This window comes from Streptomyces sp. NPDC014870 (assembly GCF_043081505.1).
GTDB lineage: Bacteria > Actinomycetota > Actinomycetes > Streptomycetales > Streptomycetaceae > Streptomyces.
Window position 1 is genome coordinate 452,517 of record NZ_JBIBWQ010000005.1, and the last position, 14,892, is coordinate 467,408.

At 73.8% G+C, this 14,892-nt stretch carries 13 protein-coding genes; all 13 read right to left on the bottom strand.

The window, feature by feature from the left end:
- The gene (locus ACF09C_RS17615) at nucleotides 1-552 is read right to left on the bottom strand and encodes a phage tail protein (RefSeq protein WP_392092320.1); all 552 of its coding nucleotides are present in this window, start codon (nucleotides 550-552) and stop codon (nucleotides 1-3) included.
- Nucleotides 549-2,516: a putative baseplate assembly protein gene (locus ACF09C_RS17620; RefSeq protein WP_392092321.1), complete on the bottom strand. Its 1,968-nt coding sequence runs from the start codon at nucleotides 2,514-2,516 to the stop codon at nucleotides 549-551. The genes ACF09C_RS17615 and ACF09C_RS17620 overlap by 4 nt, the downstream gene beginning before the upstream one ends.
- Entirely contained in the window at nucleotides 2,516-2,938 is a 423-nt protein-coding gene (locus tag ACF09C_RS17625) for a GPW/gp25 family protein (protein WP_392092322.1), read from the bottom strand. The genes ACF09C_RS17620 and ACF09C_RS17625 overlap by 1 nt, the downstream gene beginning before the upstream one ends.
- Entirely contained in the window at nucleotides 2,935-3,246 is a 312-nt protein-coding gene (locus ACF09C_RS17630) for a PAAR domain-containing protein (RefSeq protein WP_392092323.1), read from the bottom strand. The genes ACF09C_RS17625 and ACF09C_RS17630 overlap by 4 nt, the downstream gene beginning before the upstream one ends.
- Before the next feature lie 104 nt (nucleotides 3,247-3,350).
- Entirely contained in the window at nucleotides 3,351-5,174 is a 1,824-nt protein-coding gene (locus tag ACF09C_RS17635) for a VgrG-related protein (RefSeq protein WP_392092324.1), read from the bottom strand.
- Nucleotides 5,171-5,890 carry a LysM peptidoglycan-binding domain-containing protein gene (locus ACF09C_RS17640; protein WP_392092325.1) on the bottom strand — a complete coding sequence of 240 codons (720 nt, stop codon included), beginning with the start codon at nucleotides 5,888-5,890 and terminating at the stop codon, nucleotides 5,171-5,173. Before ACF09C_RS17640 ends, ACF09C_RS17635 begins: the two co-directional genes overlap by 4 nt.
- Before the next feature lie 37 nt (nucleotides 5,891-5,927).
- Nucleotides 5,928-6,353: a phage tail protein gene (locus ACF09C_RS17645; RefSeq protein WP_392092326.1), complete on the bottom strand. Its 426-nt coding sequence runs from the start codon at nucleotides 6,351-6,353 to the stop codon at nucleotides 5,928-5,930.
- An 87-nt stretch (nucleotides 6,354-6,440) separates the two neighbouring features.
- Nucleotides 6,441-9,797 carry a hypothetical protein gene (locus ACF09C_RS17650; protein WP_392092327.1) on the bottom strand — a complete coding sequence of 1,119 codons (3,357 nt, stop codon included), beginning with the start codon at nucleotides 9,795-9,797 and terminating at the stop codon, nucleotides 6,441-6,443.
- A 9-nt stretch (nucleotides 9,798-9,806) separates the two neighbouring features.
- Nucleotides 9,807-9,965, bottom strand: a complete 159-nt coding sequence (locus ACF09C_RS17655) for a DUF6760 family protein (protein WP_176729256.1) — start codon at nucleotides 9,963-9,965, stop codon at nucleotides 9,807-9,809.
- Nucleotides 9,965-10,468, bottom strand: coding sequence for a hypothetical protein (locus tag ACF09C_RS17660; protein ID WP_392092328.1), 504 nt, complete (start codon nucleotides 10,466-10,468; stop codon nucleotides 9,965-9,967). Before ACF09C_RS17660 ends, ACF09C_RS17655 begins: the two co-directional genes overlap by 1 nt.
- On the bottom strand, nucleotides 10,465-10,905 hold the full coding sequence (locus ACF09C_RS17665; RefSeq protein ID WP_362003859.1) for a phage tail protein: 441 nt from the start codon (nucleotides 10,903-10,905) through the stop codon (nucleotides 10,465-10,467). The genes ACF09C_RS17660 and ACF09C_RS17665 overlap by 4 nt, the downstream gene beginning before the upstream one ends.
- 47 nt (nucleotides 10,906-10,952) lie before the next feature.
- Entirely contained in the window at nucleotides 10,953-12,509 is a 1,557-nt protein-coding gene (locus ACF09C_RS17670; RefSeq protein WP_392092329.1) for a phage tail sheath family protein, read from the bottom strand.
- A gap of 215 nt (nucleotides 12,510-12,724) precedes the next feature.
- A complete protein-coding gene (locus ACF09C_RS17675; protein ID WP_392092409.1) occupies nucleotides 12,725-14,872 on the bottom strand; it encodes an ATP-binding protein in 2,148 nt (715 codons plus the stop codon).
- Nucleotides 14,873-14,892 lie beyond the last annotated feature (20 nt).

Below are 14,892 nucleotides of genomic sequence, written 5' to 3' on the forward strand. Positions count from 1 at the left end.
TCAGTTGCCCCTCTCGTCCGACTCGCCCGTCATGATCTCCACGCGGCACGTGAGGTGGACCGGGCAGGAGGCCTGGACCACGTCCAGGACCTGGCGGGCGTCCACCGGGCCCCTGACGCGGACCAGGAGTTCGCCCGTGGGGGCCTCGGGCAGGGGGGTGTTCGGGGTGGTCGACCACGCCGCTCCGCCGCCGTCGACGATCTCGGCCTCCACGCCCAGGCAGAGGCGCAGGTGTTCCACCAGGCCCCGGCGCGTGCCGCGCAGGCGGTGGAGTTCCATCGCGCGGGCCACGACCGTGCGGGCCAGGTCCTCCGGCCGGTCCTCGTCCAGGTCGACGCCCAGCCAGCTCGCCAGCCAGCGCAGGAAGTCCGGGGGCGTGAGCGCAGGGTCGAAGTACGCCGGGAGGTTGTCCAGGGTGGAGAAGACGGGCGCCAGGACCGTGTCGAGGCCCGCCGTGAAGCGCTGCGCCAGGTCGTCGTCCGCGTACAGGGCGGGGAGCAGGGCGCCGATCGGGTGCCGGCTCGGCAGGCCGGGGATCGCCGCTCTGGTCACATCGCACCGCCGCCGAGGTCACCGGGGGTCACGACCACCTGGTGCTGGTACGAGAAGACCAGGGCGTTGCGCGCCACGTCGATCCGCTCGACCGGGGAGCCTCGCCTGCCCGTCACCGGGTCCGCGGGGAAGAGGCGGACGTCCTCCACCAGGGTGTTCTGCGCCGCCCGTTGCAGAACCGCGAAGACCTCGCCGTACTGGACCGGGCGGCCGAACGGCCAGCCCCTGCCGTCGGCTCCGCCGACCAGCGGGTTCAGGTGCCGGAAGAGCGCGTCGAGCGCGGCCTCCCGCACCCGGTCCACGTCCTGGGGCTCGGCCACGAGCCGGGCGACGACCGTGACGCCCTGGTACGCGGGCGGTTCCACCACCAGGCGCGTGCCGACCAGGCGGCGCTCGTCCAGGCGGGTCGTGATCGCCGACATGACCTGGTCGGAGGGGATCAGCTGCTCGAAGCGGAGGCGGTCGTCGCCCTCGTCCGCCACGGCGTCCGGCACGATCAGCACGCGTACCGCGCCGCCCTCCCCCGCCACCGCCGGCAGGCAGCGGACCCGCTTCACCGAGGGGGCGGCCTCGCGGGCGATGAACTCGTAGTCCTGGGCGGTGACCGCTCGGTCCCGCATCCGCAGGACGTGCGGGGTGCGGATCTTGGCGTTGTCGACGCTCTCGCCGTCCACCCCGCCGCGCGCCGCCTCCCGGTTCTCGACCCGGTCGACGTACGGGACGGAGCTGCGCAGCACGGAGATCGCGCCGCGCGCCACGTTGCCGGTGGCGCCGCCGCCGGTGCGGTAGCGCGGGACGCGTACGTGGGCGCCCTGGTCGGGGACGGCGCCGTAGGTGCGCAGCGTGCCGTCGGGTTCCCGCAGCGCGGGCGGGAAGGTGAACTCGCCGGTCGTGGCGTCCACGACCAGGTGCCGGTCGGCGGGCGTGGAGTCGCCGAAGTGGTCGACCGGCGTCCAGGTCTGCCAGCCGTCGGCCGAGGACACCTCGACCACCGGCGGTTCGCCGTCGAGCAGCAGCGGCGGGCGCGGGACCCGGAAGCGCTGGCCCGCGACCCCGTCGGAGGTACCGAGCATGGTGTCGTGCACGACCTCCGCGTGCTCGACGGTCATGGTGCCGCCGACGGTGAACACCTCGGCCTCACGGACGGTCGGGGACTCGGAGTAGAACGGCTGGCCCGCCTCGGGGGCGACCACCCGGCAGCGCAGCCAGCCGGCGCGGGTGCCCGCGAGCACCGACGCCGTGTGGCCCGCCGGTACGAACACGATGATCTCGCCCGGTCGGTTGAGGCCGCCCGTGGTGTCCGAGTCGGTCTCGCACAGCACCCATCGCGCGCCGTCCCAGGCCTCCCACACCAGGGGCGGCTGCCTCGGGTCGACACCGACGCCCTCGACGCGGCTGTCCAGCTGGACGGCGACGATGCAGCGCGGGACCGCGGTCGGCAGGCCGAACAGGACCGCGTCCCCCGGGGCCGGAGCGGCCTGGAAGCAGGGGATGTCCCGGCCCTCGGCGAGGGCGGCCGTACGGTCGGTCTGCTCGCCGCCCGCGTGACTGGTGACCAGGCGGGTCAGGGAGCTGGGCACGATCGGCAGGTCCGCGGTGGTGCCGAAGACCACCTCGTCCTCCGTCCCGCCGTGTTCGGTCGCCACCTCGACGCCCGCCGGCAGCATCACCGTGTCGGGCTGGGGCGCGGACAGCCAGAAGTCGACCTCCGCGGTGGCCGCGGTCGGCGGGAAGAGCTTGACCCCCAACAGGTCGAGGAAGGCCATGTAGTTCTTGTCCGGCACCCGGTTCAGCCGGTAGAGCAGCTGGTCCACCATGTACGCGAAGGTCTCGATGAGCGTGACTCCGGGGTCCGACACGTTGTGGTCGGTCCACTCGGGCGTGCGCTGCTGCACGTACCGCTTGGCCTCGTCGACCAGTTGCTGGAAGCGCCGGTCGTCCAGGTGGGGTGAGGGCAGCGCCATCAGCGCACTCCCCTTTCGTCGGAGCCCTCGGTGGAGGGGATGGAGTAGAAGGGGAAGACCAGGTTCCGCAGGTCGTTGGTGGACCGGATCGTGTAGCGGACGTCGATGTAGAAGACGCCCTCGTCCACGGCGTCGAACGCGACGACCACGTCGTCGACCTCGATCCGCGGCTCCCAACGCTCCAGTGCCGTCCGCACCTCGTGGGCGATCCGGCCGGCCGTCTCGTCGTCACCCGGCGCGAAGACGTACTCGTGGATCCCGCAACCGAACTCGGGGCGCATCGGGCGCTCGCCCGGAGCCGTGCCGAGGACGAGGCGGATGGCCTCCTCGATCTCCCGGTCGCGTTCCACCATCCCGATCCCGCCGGTGGGGCTCACCCGGAGCGGAAAGCCCCAACCGCGGCCTATGAACCGCTCGCTCACAGCGGCCCCCCGATGAGCACGTTCGGCGCGCCCGCCAAGACCTTCGCTCCGCACGTCGTCATGTCCGTCGCGCAGGCGGCGGGCAGTCCACCGATCAGGACGCGGCGGCCGACGGCGCGCGGGTCCGCGACCAGGTTGGTGACGGCGAGGTACGCGTGCGGCCCACAGGCGTTCACGCTTCCGGCCACCGCGGCCGGCTTGCCGCCGATGAACACGGTGGCGACCCTGGCGGTGAAGGGCCCGGGCGGCGGGACGGCGAGGACACCGCCGTGGGCCGTGGGGTCTCCTACGCGCGCTGCGGGAGGCATCGGCTTACTCCTTGCTGTACGACGAGGTCGAAGCGGTGCGGGGGGGTGGGGGTGGGGGTGAGGGTGGGGGGGGTGAGGATGAGGGTGGGGAGCCCGGTGGGCGATCAGTTGAGGTTGATCATCGCCGCCTTGACCGTCGCCGCCGTCCCGCCGGTGACGGTGACCCCGGTCTTGGCGCTGATGTTCATCGAGGTCTTGGCGTCGATGTTCATCACGGTCTTGGCGTTGATGTTCACGGTCTGGCCGTTCAGGTTGAGGGTGCCAAGACCCGCGTCCAGCGTGATCTCCTTCGGGGTCAGCGTCATCGACGTCAGCGGTGTTCTGCCGGTCGGGTCGTAGACGGTGACGCCGATCTCGTTGAGGCGTTCGTCGAGCTGCACCTCAAGACGCCCGCTGCCGGTGGCCAGGCGAAGCCCGGAGACGCCGGTCCTGGTGTCGAGCAGTTCGAGGCGGTGGCCCGAGCGGGACACGAGGGAACGGCGCTGGACCTTGCCGGTGGCCTTCTCGATGAGCGGTACGTCGTGCTTCGACGGGATGTCGACGCCGTTGTAGAGGCCGCCGATCACGTACGGGCTGTCCAGCAGCCCCTGTTCGAAGCCGACGAGGACCTCGTCGTTGACCTCGGGGCTGAAGACCCCGCCGCCGCCCTTGCCACCCCACTGGACGGTCCGTACCCAGTCCGTCTCGTACATGTCGTCGAGCCAGGGGAACTTCAGCTTCACCCAGCCGCGCTGCTGACGGCCCACCTCACGGACGTTGGTGACCACGCCGATGGCGAGACCCGGCATCCGCCCGGAGCGTGCGGGCGCTTCGGCGCCCGAGGCGATGCCGAGGAGGGAGCGGTCGGGCGAGGCGCTGACCACGACCGTCGTACGGTATCCGCGCGCCGGCTCCAGGACGTGGTGGACGGCGGTGGCCGTGTACCTGCCGGAGAAGTCCTTGCCCACGTTGCCGAGGGCGACCGGGGTGCCGGCGCGAAGCTTGGGGTTCCCGTCGACGACCGCCTCGAACTCGCCGAACCCGGAGCTCACCGACGCGGCCACGGCATCGGCCACGGCCTTCGTGGCGGCCTGCGTACGGTACGGGGTGTCGGCGACGGTGATCTCCGCCTTCTTGCCGAACGCGGACGCCTTCGACGGGGGGAGCCCCGGGACGAGGGTCTTGCTGGCGACGGAGGCCGTGGTCCCCACCAGCGGCATCTTGGTGTTCAGGTTCCAGCCCCGCACGTTCACCTTGCTCGCCCCGTCGGCGGCGGTCAGGACGGCACGGAGGGCGTGCAGGTTGGCGCCGTACTCCAGGACCATCGGGCTCGCGGTCGACCGGGTGGACGGGGCGGGCGCGGCCGAGGCGGGCTTCGGCTTCACGAACTGGAGCATGCCCTTCTCGTCGACCCGCACCTGGGCGCCGCTCTCCCCCGCCAGGTACTGGAGGAACTCCCAGTCGGAGACGTTGGGTTGGGAGATCTGCTTGTGCGCGCCCCCTGCGGCCTGGACCTTGCCGACGGGCAGTCCGGCCCCGGCGGCGATCTGCCTGACGATGGCCGCCGTCGTCATGTTGCGGAACGCGACGACCTTGCGGCCACGCTGGAGGCGGTGCGCCTTGGAGTGCGCGCGGATCACCGTGTACGAGCCCGTGTCGTCGGTGTCCAGCTCCAGCGCCGTCACCTCGCCCGTGAACAGCCGCACGTGGGACTGGCCGGCCTGGGCGGTCGCGACCGAGATCTTCAGCGGTGTGCCGATGGTGATGCCGGTGACGGTGAGCAGTTCGTGGTTCGGGTCGCGGAACGAGACCAGGGCGGTGTCCGGCATTCCGACGTTCTCGTCGACCTCGCAGATGACCACCTGCTTGTCCCAGGGGTCGGGCAGTTTGTCCGGGGCCTCGACGATCGGGTCGGCCGCGAACGACCGGCCGCCTCGGGTCGGGCTCATTCTCCCTCCTCGGGGGTCTCGTCCTCGGTGCTGGGCACGATGAGTTCCGTGCCGGGAACGAGCACCATGGGGTCGTCGATGTCGTTGGCCTCGGCGATGGTCCGCCAGGCGGTGGCGTCGCCGTACTCGCGCCAGGCGAGCAACGGCAGGCTGTCGCCCGCGACGACACGGTGTGTACGGCGTGCCTCGCGCGAGCCCGATGTCGGGTTCTGGCCCGCCGGATCGACGCTCGCCTCCTCGATGGAGAGCGAGCAGGTGGCGCGCAGCGGCTTCCCGTCGACGTCGAAGAGGCTGTAGTTGACGGAGAAGTTGGAGAGGACGCCGTCGAAGGAGGTCGTCTTCGACGTACCCCATTCGAACCGCACCCAGGGGCTGGCCGGCGTCTTGCGGGCCAGGCTCGCCTTGGTGGGCACGAGGGCGATCATGATCTGCTGCACGGCCTTCTCGACGGAGTTGTCGTGCTTGGCCGTCGCGTCGAGGAAGACCTCCAGGGAGAGCGAACGCGGCCCGCTGCCGACGAACTCGGGCAGCGCCGACTGGCCGGCCATCCGGGAGGGCGTGCGCCGCCACTCGGTGGTCTTGCTCATCGACAGGGTCGACGGGTTGAACTGGAGCTTGACGCGGGCGAGGGTGCCGCCCGGCTTGGCACCGACCTTGGTGGGCGGTTCCATGATCGTCAGTTGGGCCTGGGTGCGGTTGGCGCGGCCGCGTGCCATCGGGTACGTACCTCCTCTCGGCGTCCGGTGTCGGGGGTCAGGAGGGGCGCAGGCCCTCGTGGGCGATCTCCAGCGTCTCGATCGCGGCCTGCGAGTTGGCCGGATCGAACGAGGGGCCCTCCCAGCGGACCGGCACGATGCCCTGCACCTGCCAGCCCACGATGCGGCTGAGGTCGGGCTTGAGCGCGACGATCTCACCGTCCTTGGGCTCGACCCGCCGGACGATCTCGTCGAGCCAGCGGGCGATCTTGACGGTGTCGGCGGTCACCGGGCGGGTCAGAGTGATGTTGGACCAGGTGATGCGGCCGGGGAGCTGCCAGGCGAACCCGTTGTTGCCGCCCTCCGCGTACTGCTCCACCTCCACTTGGGCGCCGAGTCCGGAGCAGGTGTGGAAGGCGCCCAGGTCGTTGCCGCCGATCGCGAGCCGGAAGAACACGCTCGTCGCGACGATGCTGTCCGTCATCTCTTTCTCCTTGCCCGGGGGGCGCGTTCTGTGATCGTTCGGGGGGTGGCGGGGGGCTGCTTGTGCCTGGTGCGGGCTCGGGGGAGGTCAGCGGCGGTGGTCGTGGGGGCGGCCCGTGCGTTCCCGTCCGCGGCGCATGTCCGCCCGGAGCAGCCGGGCCACCGGGTCGATCAGTGCCCTCGCGAGCTCGTCGAGCTCCTTGCCACGGGGGACGGTCGAGTGGGTCTGCGTGCCCGTGGAGGTCGACGTGGACGTGGAGGTCGACGTGGACTTCGAGGTCGAGGTGGAGGTGGAGGTGGAGGCCGAGGTGGAGGTGGACGTGGGCGAGACGTCGCGGGCGACCGGGATCACCGGAACGCCGCTGAGCCCCGCCTCGGCCATCCGTTGAACGGCCTTGGCCTGGAGCTGCCGGCTCGCGGCCCCCACCACGGGGGTCGCGGGCGGTTCGGTCACCGCGCCGGGCACGGCTCCCCTGGTGTACGTCAACGGCTGGGCCGCCTGGCGCTGCACGGGGGCCGGGGTGTGCTGCGTGGGGCTCGTGTGGAGGCGTACGACGGGGACGGCCGGGGTGGGTTTCACGACCGGTGCCGCGTTGGGCCGCGGGTGGGCGGCGCGCTGGACCGGGGCCTGAACCGGGTCGGCCGGGCGCGCCGTGGCGAGCGGGTCGCGCCCGAGCGGGTCGCGGCCTGGCGGGGTCGGCCCGGTGGCGGAGCCGGTCCGGCGCGGGGGACGGCTGCCGCGCCCGCTCCCGTGCGCTTGGGCACGTTGGACGGGCGCGGTCGGCGACGCGGGGGCCGGGTCCGCCGGTGTCCCGGGGACGGGGTCCCTGCGCCAGGTGGCCGCGACCACGGGGCGCGGGGGTGCCCCGGCCGCGGCCGGGGCGACGGGCGTCGACGTGGAGAACGCCTCGGCGGCGCCGGTACTCATCGTCAGCGGCCGCTCGGCGAGCAGTCCGCGGGAGCGCTGGACGTGGGGGGCGACGGGGGCGACGGAGACGGCGGGGGTGGACCGGTTCGCCTTCCCGGCAGGAGTGCGGGGGGTGACACCAGTGCGGTCGGCGGGGGCGCCCTTTCGTGCGTCGGTGGTCGTCGGCGCGGACGGCGAGGTGGCGAGTCGGGCCTCGGACTTCTCGACCTCGCGGGCGACGGGGACCAGCGCGTCCGGCCGGGCCTCCGCCGGACCGGCGGGCGCGACCGCAGGGCCCGACGGCTTCTCGACCGCGCGGGCGACGGGAACGCGCGGCTCGGTCCCGGACTCCCGCGGACCGGCGGCCGGGGCGGACCCGGTCGAAGCGTCCGGGGCCGCCCCCAGGAGCGGAGCGCTGTGCGGGCCGGACGGCCTCTCGACCGCGCGGGACACCGGCACCAGGGGTTCCGGTCGGTCCTCCGCCGGGGCGGAGAGCGGAACCACGGGAGTGGCCGGTGACGGCGTGGCCGCGTCCGGGGCGGAGGCCCTCTGCACGGCGGGCACGGACTGCGTGAAGGACGTCGGCCCGGGCGACGTGGTCGTCGGCGCTTCGGAGGCCCGGCCGGTCGTCGGCGTGCGGTCGACGGACCGGGACACGGGTACGAGGGGCTCCGGGCGGGCGCCCGGCTCACCCGGGGCCGCGGAAGCCGCCGCCGGGCCGGAGGGGCGCTCGACCGCGCGGGACACCGGGACCACCGGGGTGGCGTCCGGGGCGCCCGCGCGCGGGCGGGCCGGTGCGGGGGCGTCCGGGGCGTCCGGGGGCGTGACCTGCCGGTTCGGGAGCGTGCGGCGCTGGATCGCCGACTCACCGCCGAGCAGGGAGGCCGCCGGCGTGGCCGTCGGGGGGAGTTGACGGAGCGGGGCGCCGAGGCCGGAGCGTCCCGGCCGGGGCGAAGGCGCCGGAGCCGGTGCGGGAGCAGGCGCCGGAGCGGGGGTGGGCGCCGGGCTGGGCGCCGTCGGGACCTCGGGCTCGGTCACCCGGCGCATGACCGGCATCGCCGGGGCCCCGCCGGACGCGGCCGGGGCAGGAGTCGCGGCCGGCGGCGTGGCGCCGGAGCCCATCGCGCGTGCCGTGGCGGGCAGTTCGCCGATCGGCGCGCCCAGGCCCGGGCGGGTCGGGGTGCGGGGGGACGGGTCCGCGGCGGCGGACGGGCCCGACTCCTCCCGTACGTCGGGGGCTTGGGGAGCCGGTCGGGTGGTCGCCCGGTCGGCGGCCGTGGCCGAGGCGCGCGGCGGAACCGCGGCGAGCACACGCGGTGCCATCGCCGGGCGCCTGGCCACGACCAACGGGGCGCCGACCGGGCGCGGCCGGACAGGGGAACCCGGCCGGGTCCGCCGGGGGGCGGCGGACGTCTCTGGGGTCCGGGGCTCCGGACCGGTGGTGCCGGGGTCACTCGTACCGGAGGCCTGCGGCCCCCTGCCCACGACGGGAAGCACGGCGGGGCCGCCGGTCGCGGCGGCGCTCATACCGCTGCCGGTCCCGTCGGAGCCGCCGTCAGCGGAGCCGCCCGCGCTGGAGCCGCCCGCGTCCGTGATCCGGCGGGAGACCATCGGAGCCGCGCCCAGGACGGGCGCCGTGGCCGACGGGCCTGCCGTGTCGGCCCGTTCGGGGACGGGCGGCGGGGTCTGCGGGCTGCCCGGCCGCGAGCCGGCAGCTGGTTCGGCCGCACGCTGGATCGGCCGCTCGGGACCCTGCTCCGGAGTGCGCGTCCCGCCCGCCGCGTCCGCGGTGGCCGGTGCCGTACGCCGAGAGACGACCAGCGGGTCCACGATCCCGGCGCCCGAGCCGGGCGCCGGTTCGGCCGCACGCTGGACCGGCCGCTCGGGCTGCCCCTGCTCCGGAGTACGGGTCCCGCCCGCCACGTCCGCGGTGGCCGGTGCCGTACCCCTAGACACGACCAGCGGGTCCACGATCCCGGCGCCCGAGCCGGCCGCCGGTTCGGCCGCACGCTGGATCGGCCGCTCGGGCCCGGAGCCCGCGCTGCCCGATCCCGTACGCGGACCCGAGCCCGACCGGGGCCCGGACACCGAGCCGGAGTCCGGGCCCAGCTCCGTCCCCGTCCCCAGCTCCTGCTCCTCCCCGCCCACCGCGCGCAGCAGCAACGGGCCGCCGCCCGCGTACGGTGCCGGGCGCGAGGCCGTGGCCGGGCGGGCGACGCCGTGGATGAGGCCCGCGGGCGCGGACGGCAGGAGGCCGTGGCCGAGTTCCTCCGTGAGCGTGGGGTTCTGCCAGGAGGCGAGCCCCGAGCGGAACCGGAGCCCGTCGCTCACGCCCAGGGCCGAGCGCGCGATCGTGAGCGGCGCCGGGGCGACCTCGCGCCAGCCGCCGTCCCAGTCCGGAAGACCGGCCGGGGCTTCGGGCGCGGTGGCGCGGGCGGGCTCCCGCTCCGCGCTGTCGCGCGGGGCCGTCTTCGACGCCGCGTCCGAAGCCGACGCGTCACCGCCGCCGTCCCGCCGGAACCTGTCCCAGAAGCCCATGCCCTCACCTCACCCGCCTTCGTTCACCCGTGTGTTGATCCGCGCTATCTCCCGCACCCACTCCTGCCGTTCGGCGTGGGTGAGGTCGAGGATGTCCTCGCGCTGCCAGTGGAAGTGGTAGGCGACGTACGCGATCTCCTCCCGCAGGCGGGGAAGGGCGTACGTCACTATTCCCCCAGGCGCCCGCCGGAGAGGTCCACCTCGAAGGGGTTGTGGCAGTGCGGGCAGGTCACCGCCGCGTGCGTGTGTCCCTCGCTGTTGATCCGCCGGTAGAAGTCCTGCAGGAAGGCGACGTCGGTGGCGTACATGCGCTCGACGACCCCGGCGTGGATGTCGGTGACGGTGCCCAGGCTGGTGATCACCTGGCTGAGCAGCACCACGCTCAGGTACGCCGGGTTCTCCTTCACCCGCAGGTCGATCTGCGGGCGCAGCTCGTCCCTGGCCGTCGCGAGCCGCATGGTCCCGCTGCGGTGGACCGTGCCCTCGTCGTCGACGTAGCCGCGCGGCAGCTCGAAGGTGAACTCGTTCTGGAGCTGCTCCCGTTGCTTCGCCGCCGGCGGGGCCGCCGGGGCCGGGGCGGCCGCCTGCTCGGCGGCCGCCGCGCGCTCGGCGGACGCGGCGGCTTCGAGGAGTTCCTCGATACCGCCGGAGGTGACCGTCCTGCGCCTCATTCGATCACGATCTCCTCGAAGGTGATGGTCACCGTCTCGGTGGCGGCGCTGGACTCGCCGGCCTTGAGCGAGGGGCCTTCCCACTTGCTCGCCCAGCCCTGCATCAGCTGGATGCGGCGGACGGTCTCGCCCGCGGCGTCCTTGACCTCGATCGTGAGGTTCTGGCGGGCGGAGTCGACCTGGCCGTTCTCCAGCGTCTCCTTCACCCACTTGGTGAACTCGGTGCTCTTGTCCATGCCGCGGGTGATCGTCACCTCGCCGGCCTGGCGCGCGCCCGGCTGCTTCTTGATGAGCAGCTTGCCGTCGGGGGTCACCTGACGGACCTCGACCACGTCCTCCTCGTAGGACAGGCCGCTGATCTCCTGGATCGACTCGACCATGTAGCCGCCCAGCTGGACCCCGAAGATATGGGTGGAAAGAGCGTCGCCCTCTGCCATGACTGTCTTCACCTTTTCCTGTTAACCCGTTGTGGCCCGTTGACGAGTTACTCGTTGACGAGGCTGGTGCTGTCGGAGAACTGCGAGAGTCGGAAGATCACGAACTCGGCGGGCTTGACCGGCGCGACACCGATCTCACAGATCACCTGGCCGAGGTCGACCGACTCCGGCGGGTTGTTGTCGCGGTCGCACTTGACGTAGAACGCCTCCGCGGCGGTGCTGCCGAAGAGCGCGCCGCGACGCCATTCCTCGCTGAGGAAGGCGGTGACGTTCCGTCGGATGCTCGACCAGAGCCGCTCGTCGTTCGGCTCGAAGACCACCCACTGGGTGCCCAGGAGGATCGACTCCTCCAGGTAGTTGAAGAGCCGGCGGACGTTGAGGTAGCGCCAGGCCGGGTCCGAGGACAGGGTGCGCGCGCCCCAGATGCGGATGCCGCGGCCGGGGAAGGCGCGGACGCAGTTCACGCCGATCGGGTTGAGCAGGTCCTGCTCGCCCTTGCTGAGCCGGATCTCCAGGTCGACGGCGCCGCGGATGACCTCGTTGGCCGGGGCCTTGTGCACCCCGCGCTCGCCGTCGCTGCGCGCCCATACACCGGCGACGTGGCCGCTCGGCGGGACGGTGGTGTTGCGGCCCGTGGCCGGGTCGAAGACCGAGATCCAGGGGTAGTACAGGGTGGCGTAGCGGGAGTCGTAGCCCGCCTCGTCCTGGCGCCAGGTACGGATGGCCTGCGCGTTCATGTTCGGCGGGGAGTCCAGGACCGCGACCCGGTCGCCCATCTGCTCGCAGTGCGAGATGACGGCGAGCTGGACGGTGCGGAGTCCCTCGGCGTCGATCTCGCCGCGCTGGTGGGCGCTCATCAGGTCCGGTACGGCGACCATGGTGATCTCGTCGATGGCCTCCAGACCGGCGAAGCCGGTGCGTGCGGAGGAGTCTCCGACGTACTCGTTCGGGTCGAGCCGCGCGACACCGCCCGGGGCCGCGGTGGCCGCGGGGGTCGCGGCGGGGGCGGCCGGCAGCGCGACGGTCTGCGACGCGGGCCTGGTCTGGGCGGCGCCCGGCTGCTCGGCGACGTCGATGAGCTTGGAGCCGCGCACCTGGTTGAGCAGGTAGCCCTTGACGTTCTTGCGGACGGAGGCGTCGTACGTCTCCACCACCTTGTCGCCCTGGCGGACCAGCAGCTTGAAGCGGTCCTCCGGCGGGTTCTCGCCGTCGGCGTCGGCGATCTCGACCGAGACGTCCGCGCCGGCGCCGGTGCGCGCCGAGACCAGGAAGCCGCCGATCGCGGTGGGCGCGGGGGCCTGGATCGCGGCGGGCTTGGAGCCGTCGGCCGTGTCGGCCGCCGGGCCGCCGACGCGGACGACGTACGCCGTGCCGCCGCCGTTGGCGAAGTAGCCGTAGACGGAGTGGGCCAGGTAGGTGCCCTCCGTGAAACCACCGAACGTCTGGACGTACTGGTCCCAGTTGGTCACCAGGGTCGGACGGTGGAAAGGCCCCTGCTCCGCGAACCCGACGAAGGCGGCAACCGCGGTGCCCACACCTTCGATCGGCCGCGCACCGGACTGCACCTCCTCCACGTACACGCCCGGGGTCAGGTACGACGGCATACTCGCTCCTTCAAGTGGCCACTGGGTCACCACCGAGTCTCGCCGCCGTGATGTGCCTGGTCATAGGCCCGGGAGTCCCGGCGAAGGGGCAAGGGTGCTGCCTGAACGGGCAGTACGGGCGGGGCAACCCGGCAGTTCGGGACCGCGGAGCAACCCGGCACGCCGGAATCCCGTCGGCCGGTCCCGCACCCGGGGCAGCCGCCCGCCCCTACGCTCTAACCCGGCGCCACCGTCCGCTCGTTCCGCAGCCACGGGCCGAACTCGCTCTCCAGGACCAGGCGTCCGAGCTTGCGGTACTCCTGGAGCACGGCGGTGACGAGCTGCGCCATCCCGAGCGGTTTGCCCGCTTCGGCCGCGAGGTACGCCGCGGTCACCGCGCAGGCCCGGATCGAACCGCCCGCGAGCTCGAAGCGGTCCGCGCAGAACCGCAGATCGAGGCTGTCGTCCCGGGGCAGTCCGGGTCCCAGACAGCGGTCCCACAGCGCGAGGCGCTGGCGCGCGTCGGGCATGGGGAAGTCGGCGATCACATCGATGCGCCGGGTGAACGCCTCGTCCAGGTTGGCCCGGAGGTTGGTGGTGAGGACGGCGATCCCGTCGAAGGACTCCATCCGCTGGAGCAGGTACGCCGATTCGATGTTGGCGTTGCGGTCGTGCGCGTCCTTCACCTCGGAGCGCTTGCCGAAGATCGCGTCCGCCTCGTCGAAGAGCAGGACGCCGTTGACCTCCGACGCCTCGACGAAGATGCGCTCCAGGTTCTTCTCCGTCTCGCCGATGTACTTGTCGACGACGGTGGAGAGGTCCACCACGTACAGCTCCATGCCGAGTTCGGCGGCGACGACCTCCGCCGACATCGTCTTGCCGGTGCCGGACTCGCCCGCGAACAGGGCGATCACCCCGCGTCCGCGGCCGCCGCCGGGGCGCATCCGCCACTGGCCGAGGACCTGGTCGCGGTGGCGGGCGCGCAGGGCGAGTTCGCCGAGCTGGCGGCGGGTGGGCGGGGGCAGCACGAGGTCGTCCCAGCCGACGGCGGGGTCGATCCGGCGGGCCAGGCGTTCGAGGCCGGCGCCGTTCTGTCCGCGGACCGCGGCCCGCAGGTCCTGGGGGCCGACGGGGCGGCGCTCGGCCGTCGCGGAACGGACGGCGACCGTGGCCGCCTTGCGCACCTGCTCGGAGTCGAGGCGGTACGAGGCGACGGCCGGGCCGAGTTCGTCGTCGCCGGGCACGTCGACGGGTACGCCGACCGTGGTCGCCGCCGCGTCGAGCGCCTGGCGCCACTGGGCGACCGCGCGGCCGGTGCCGGCGGGGCCGACGGTGAAGGGGACGGGGCTCTGCCGGGACCACAGGGGGTCCCAGTTCTTGGTCCCGTACGTGATCAGCGGGACGTCGCTCGCGGTGGCGCACAGCTCGCGCAACCATCGGGCCCGCTCGGGGCGTTCGGGCTCGAGCGCCTCGATCGGGCCGACGACGAGGCCGCCGCCGGACAGCCGGGCCTCGGTCGCGAGGAGGTGCGGCACGCGGGCGGTCTCCGCGTCGGTGGCGAGGGCCGCGACATCGAGCACGAGGGCCCGGCGGCCGGCGGCCGCGAGCGCCTCGACGGCGGCCCGGCCGGCGTCGCCGCCCCTGGCCCGCAGGTGGACCGGGCCGCCGCCGGTGAGGGCGGCCTCCGCGACCCGCGCCACCAGCGGGTCGTACGGGCCGGGGCCACCGGGACCGCCGTGGCCCGGGGCGCCATGGCCCGGGGCGACGAGGCCGGGGGCGAGGACGCCGGCCAGTCGGGCGTCGGGCTCGTCGTCGCCGAGCAGATGCGCGGTGACCCGGTCGGGGACCCGGAGGGTCCGGGAGAGGAACGGGCGGTCGGGCTCGGTGATGTCCAGGAGCCCGCCGCTGATCAGGGGCGCGGCGGCGGAGAACCGGAACCGGCCCGGGCCCGCGACGGGCAGGCCGCACAGGTCGAGGGCGAGCCCGATGGTGGGGCGCCGCCGGGTGAGGTCGTCGTTCAGGTAGCCGTACAGCGCCTCGAAGCGGGCGTCGAGGTCGGGGGCGAGGGCGACGAGCAGCAACTCCTCGTCCAGCGGCAGGAGTCCGAAACCCTCGGCGAGCCGCCGCAGCCGGGAGCCGTCGGGGCCCGCCGGGGCGTCCGGGAGTCCGGCGGCGGAGCCGGGGTGGAAGGCCGCCGGGGCGCGCAGGATCCGCTCGGCGCCCTCCGGGGTGAGGTACTGGCCCCGGTACGGGTCGTCGGGGGCGGGGTCGGTCGCGTGGCGGGCGGCCACGGCGTCGCGCACCCGCATCTCGACCCGGCCGAGCCGCTCCCAGAGGTACGCGAGACCGGCCGGGTCCGTCCGCTCCGCGGGGGCGATGTCCATGGGTGTCCGTACGTCGTCCT

Bases quoted from the DNA above. Each gene is read 5' to 3' on its own strand.
- ACF09C_RS17635 (WP_392092324.1), bottom strand. From the start codon at position 5,174: ATGAGCCCGACCCGAGGCGGCCGGTCGTTCGCGGCCGACCCGATCGTC.
- ACF09C_RS17630 (WP_392092323.1), bottom strand. From the start codon at position 3,246: ATGCCTCCCGCAGCGCGCGTAGGAGACCCCACGGCCCACGGCGGTGTC.
- ACF09C_RS17640 (WP_392092325.1), bottom strand. From the start codon at position 5,890: ATGGCACGCGGCCGCGCCAACCGCACCCAGGCCCAACTGACGATCATG.
- ACF09C_RS17620 (WP_392092321.1), bottom strand. From the start codon at position 2,516: ATGGCGCTGCCCTCACCCCACCTGGACGACCGGCGCTTCCAGCAACTG.
- ACF09C_RS17675 (WP_392092409.1), bottom strand. From the start codon at position 14,872: ATGGACATCGCCCCCGCGGAGCGGACGGACCCGGCCGGTCTCGCGTAC.
- ACF09C_RS17645 (WP_392092326.1), bottom strand. From the start codon at position 6,353: ATGACGGACAGCATCGTCGCGACGAGCGTGTTCTTCCGGCTCGCGATC.
- ACF09C_RS17670 (WP_392092329.1), bottom strand. From the start codon at position 12,509: ATGCCGTCGTACCTGACCCCGGGCGTGTACGTGGAGGAGGTGCAGTCC.
- ACF09C_RS17665 (WP_362003859.1), bottom strand. From the start codon at position 10,905: ATGGCAGAGGGCGACGCTCTTTCCACCCATATCTTCGGGGTCCAGCTG.
- ACF09C_RS17650 (WP_392092327.1), bottom strand. From the start codon at position 9,797: ATGGGCTTCTGGGACAGGTTCCGGCGGGACGGCGGCGGTGACGCGTCG.
- ACF09C_RS17660 (WP_392092328.1), bottom strand. From the start codon at position 10,468: ATGAGGCGCAGGACGGTCACCTCCGGCGGTATCGAGGAACTCCTCGAA.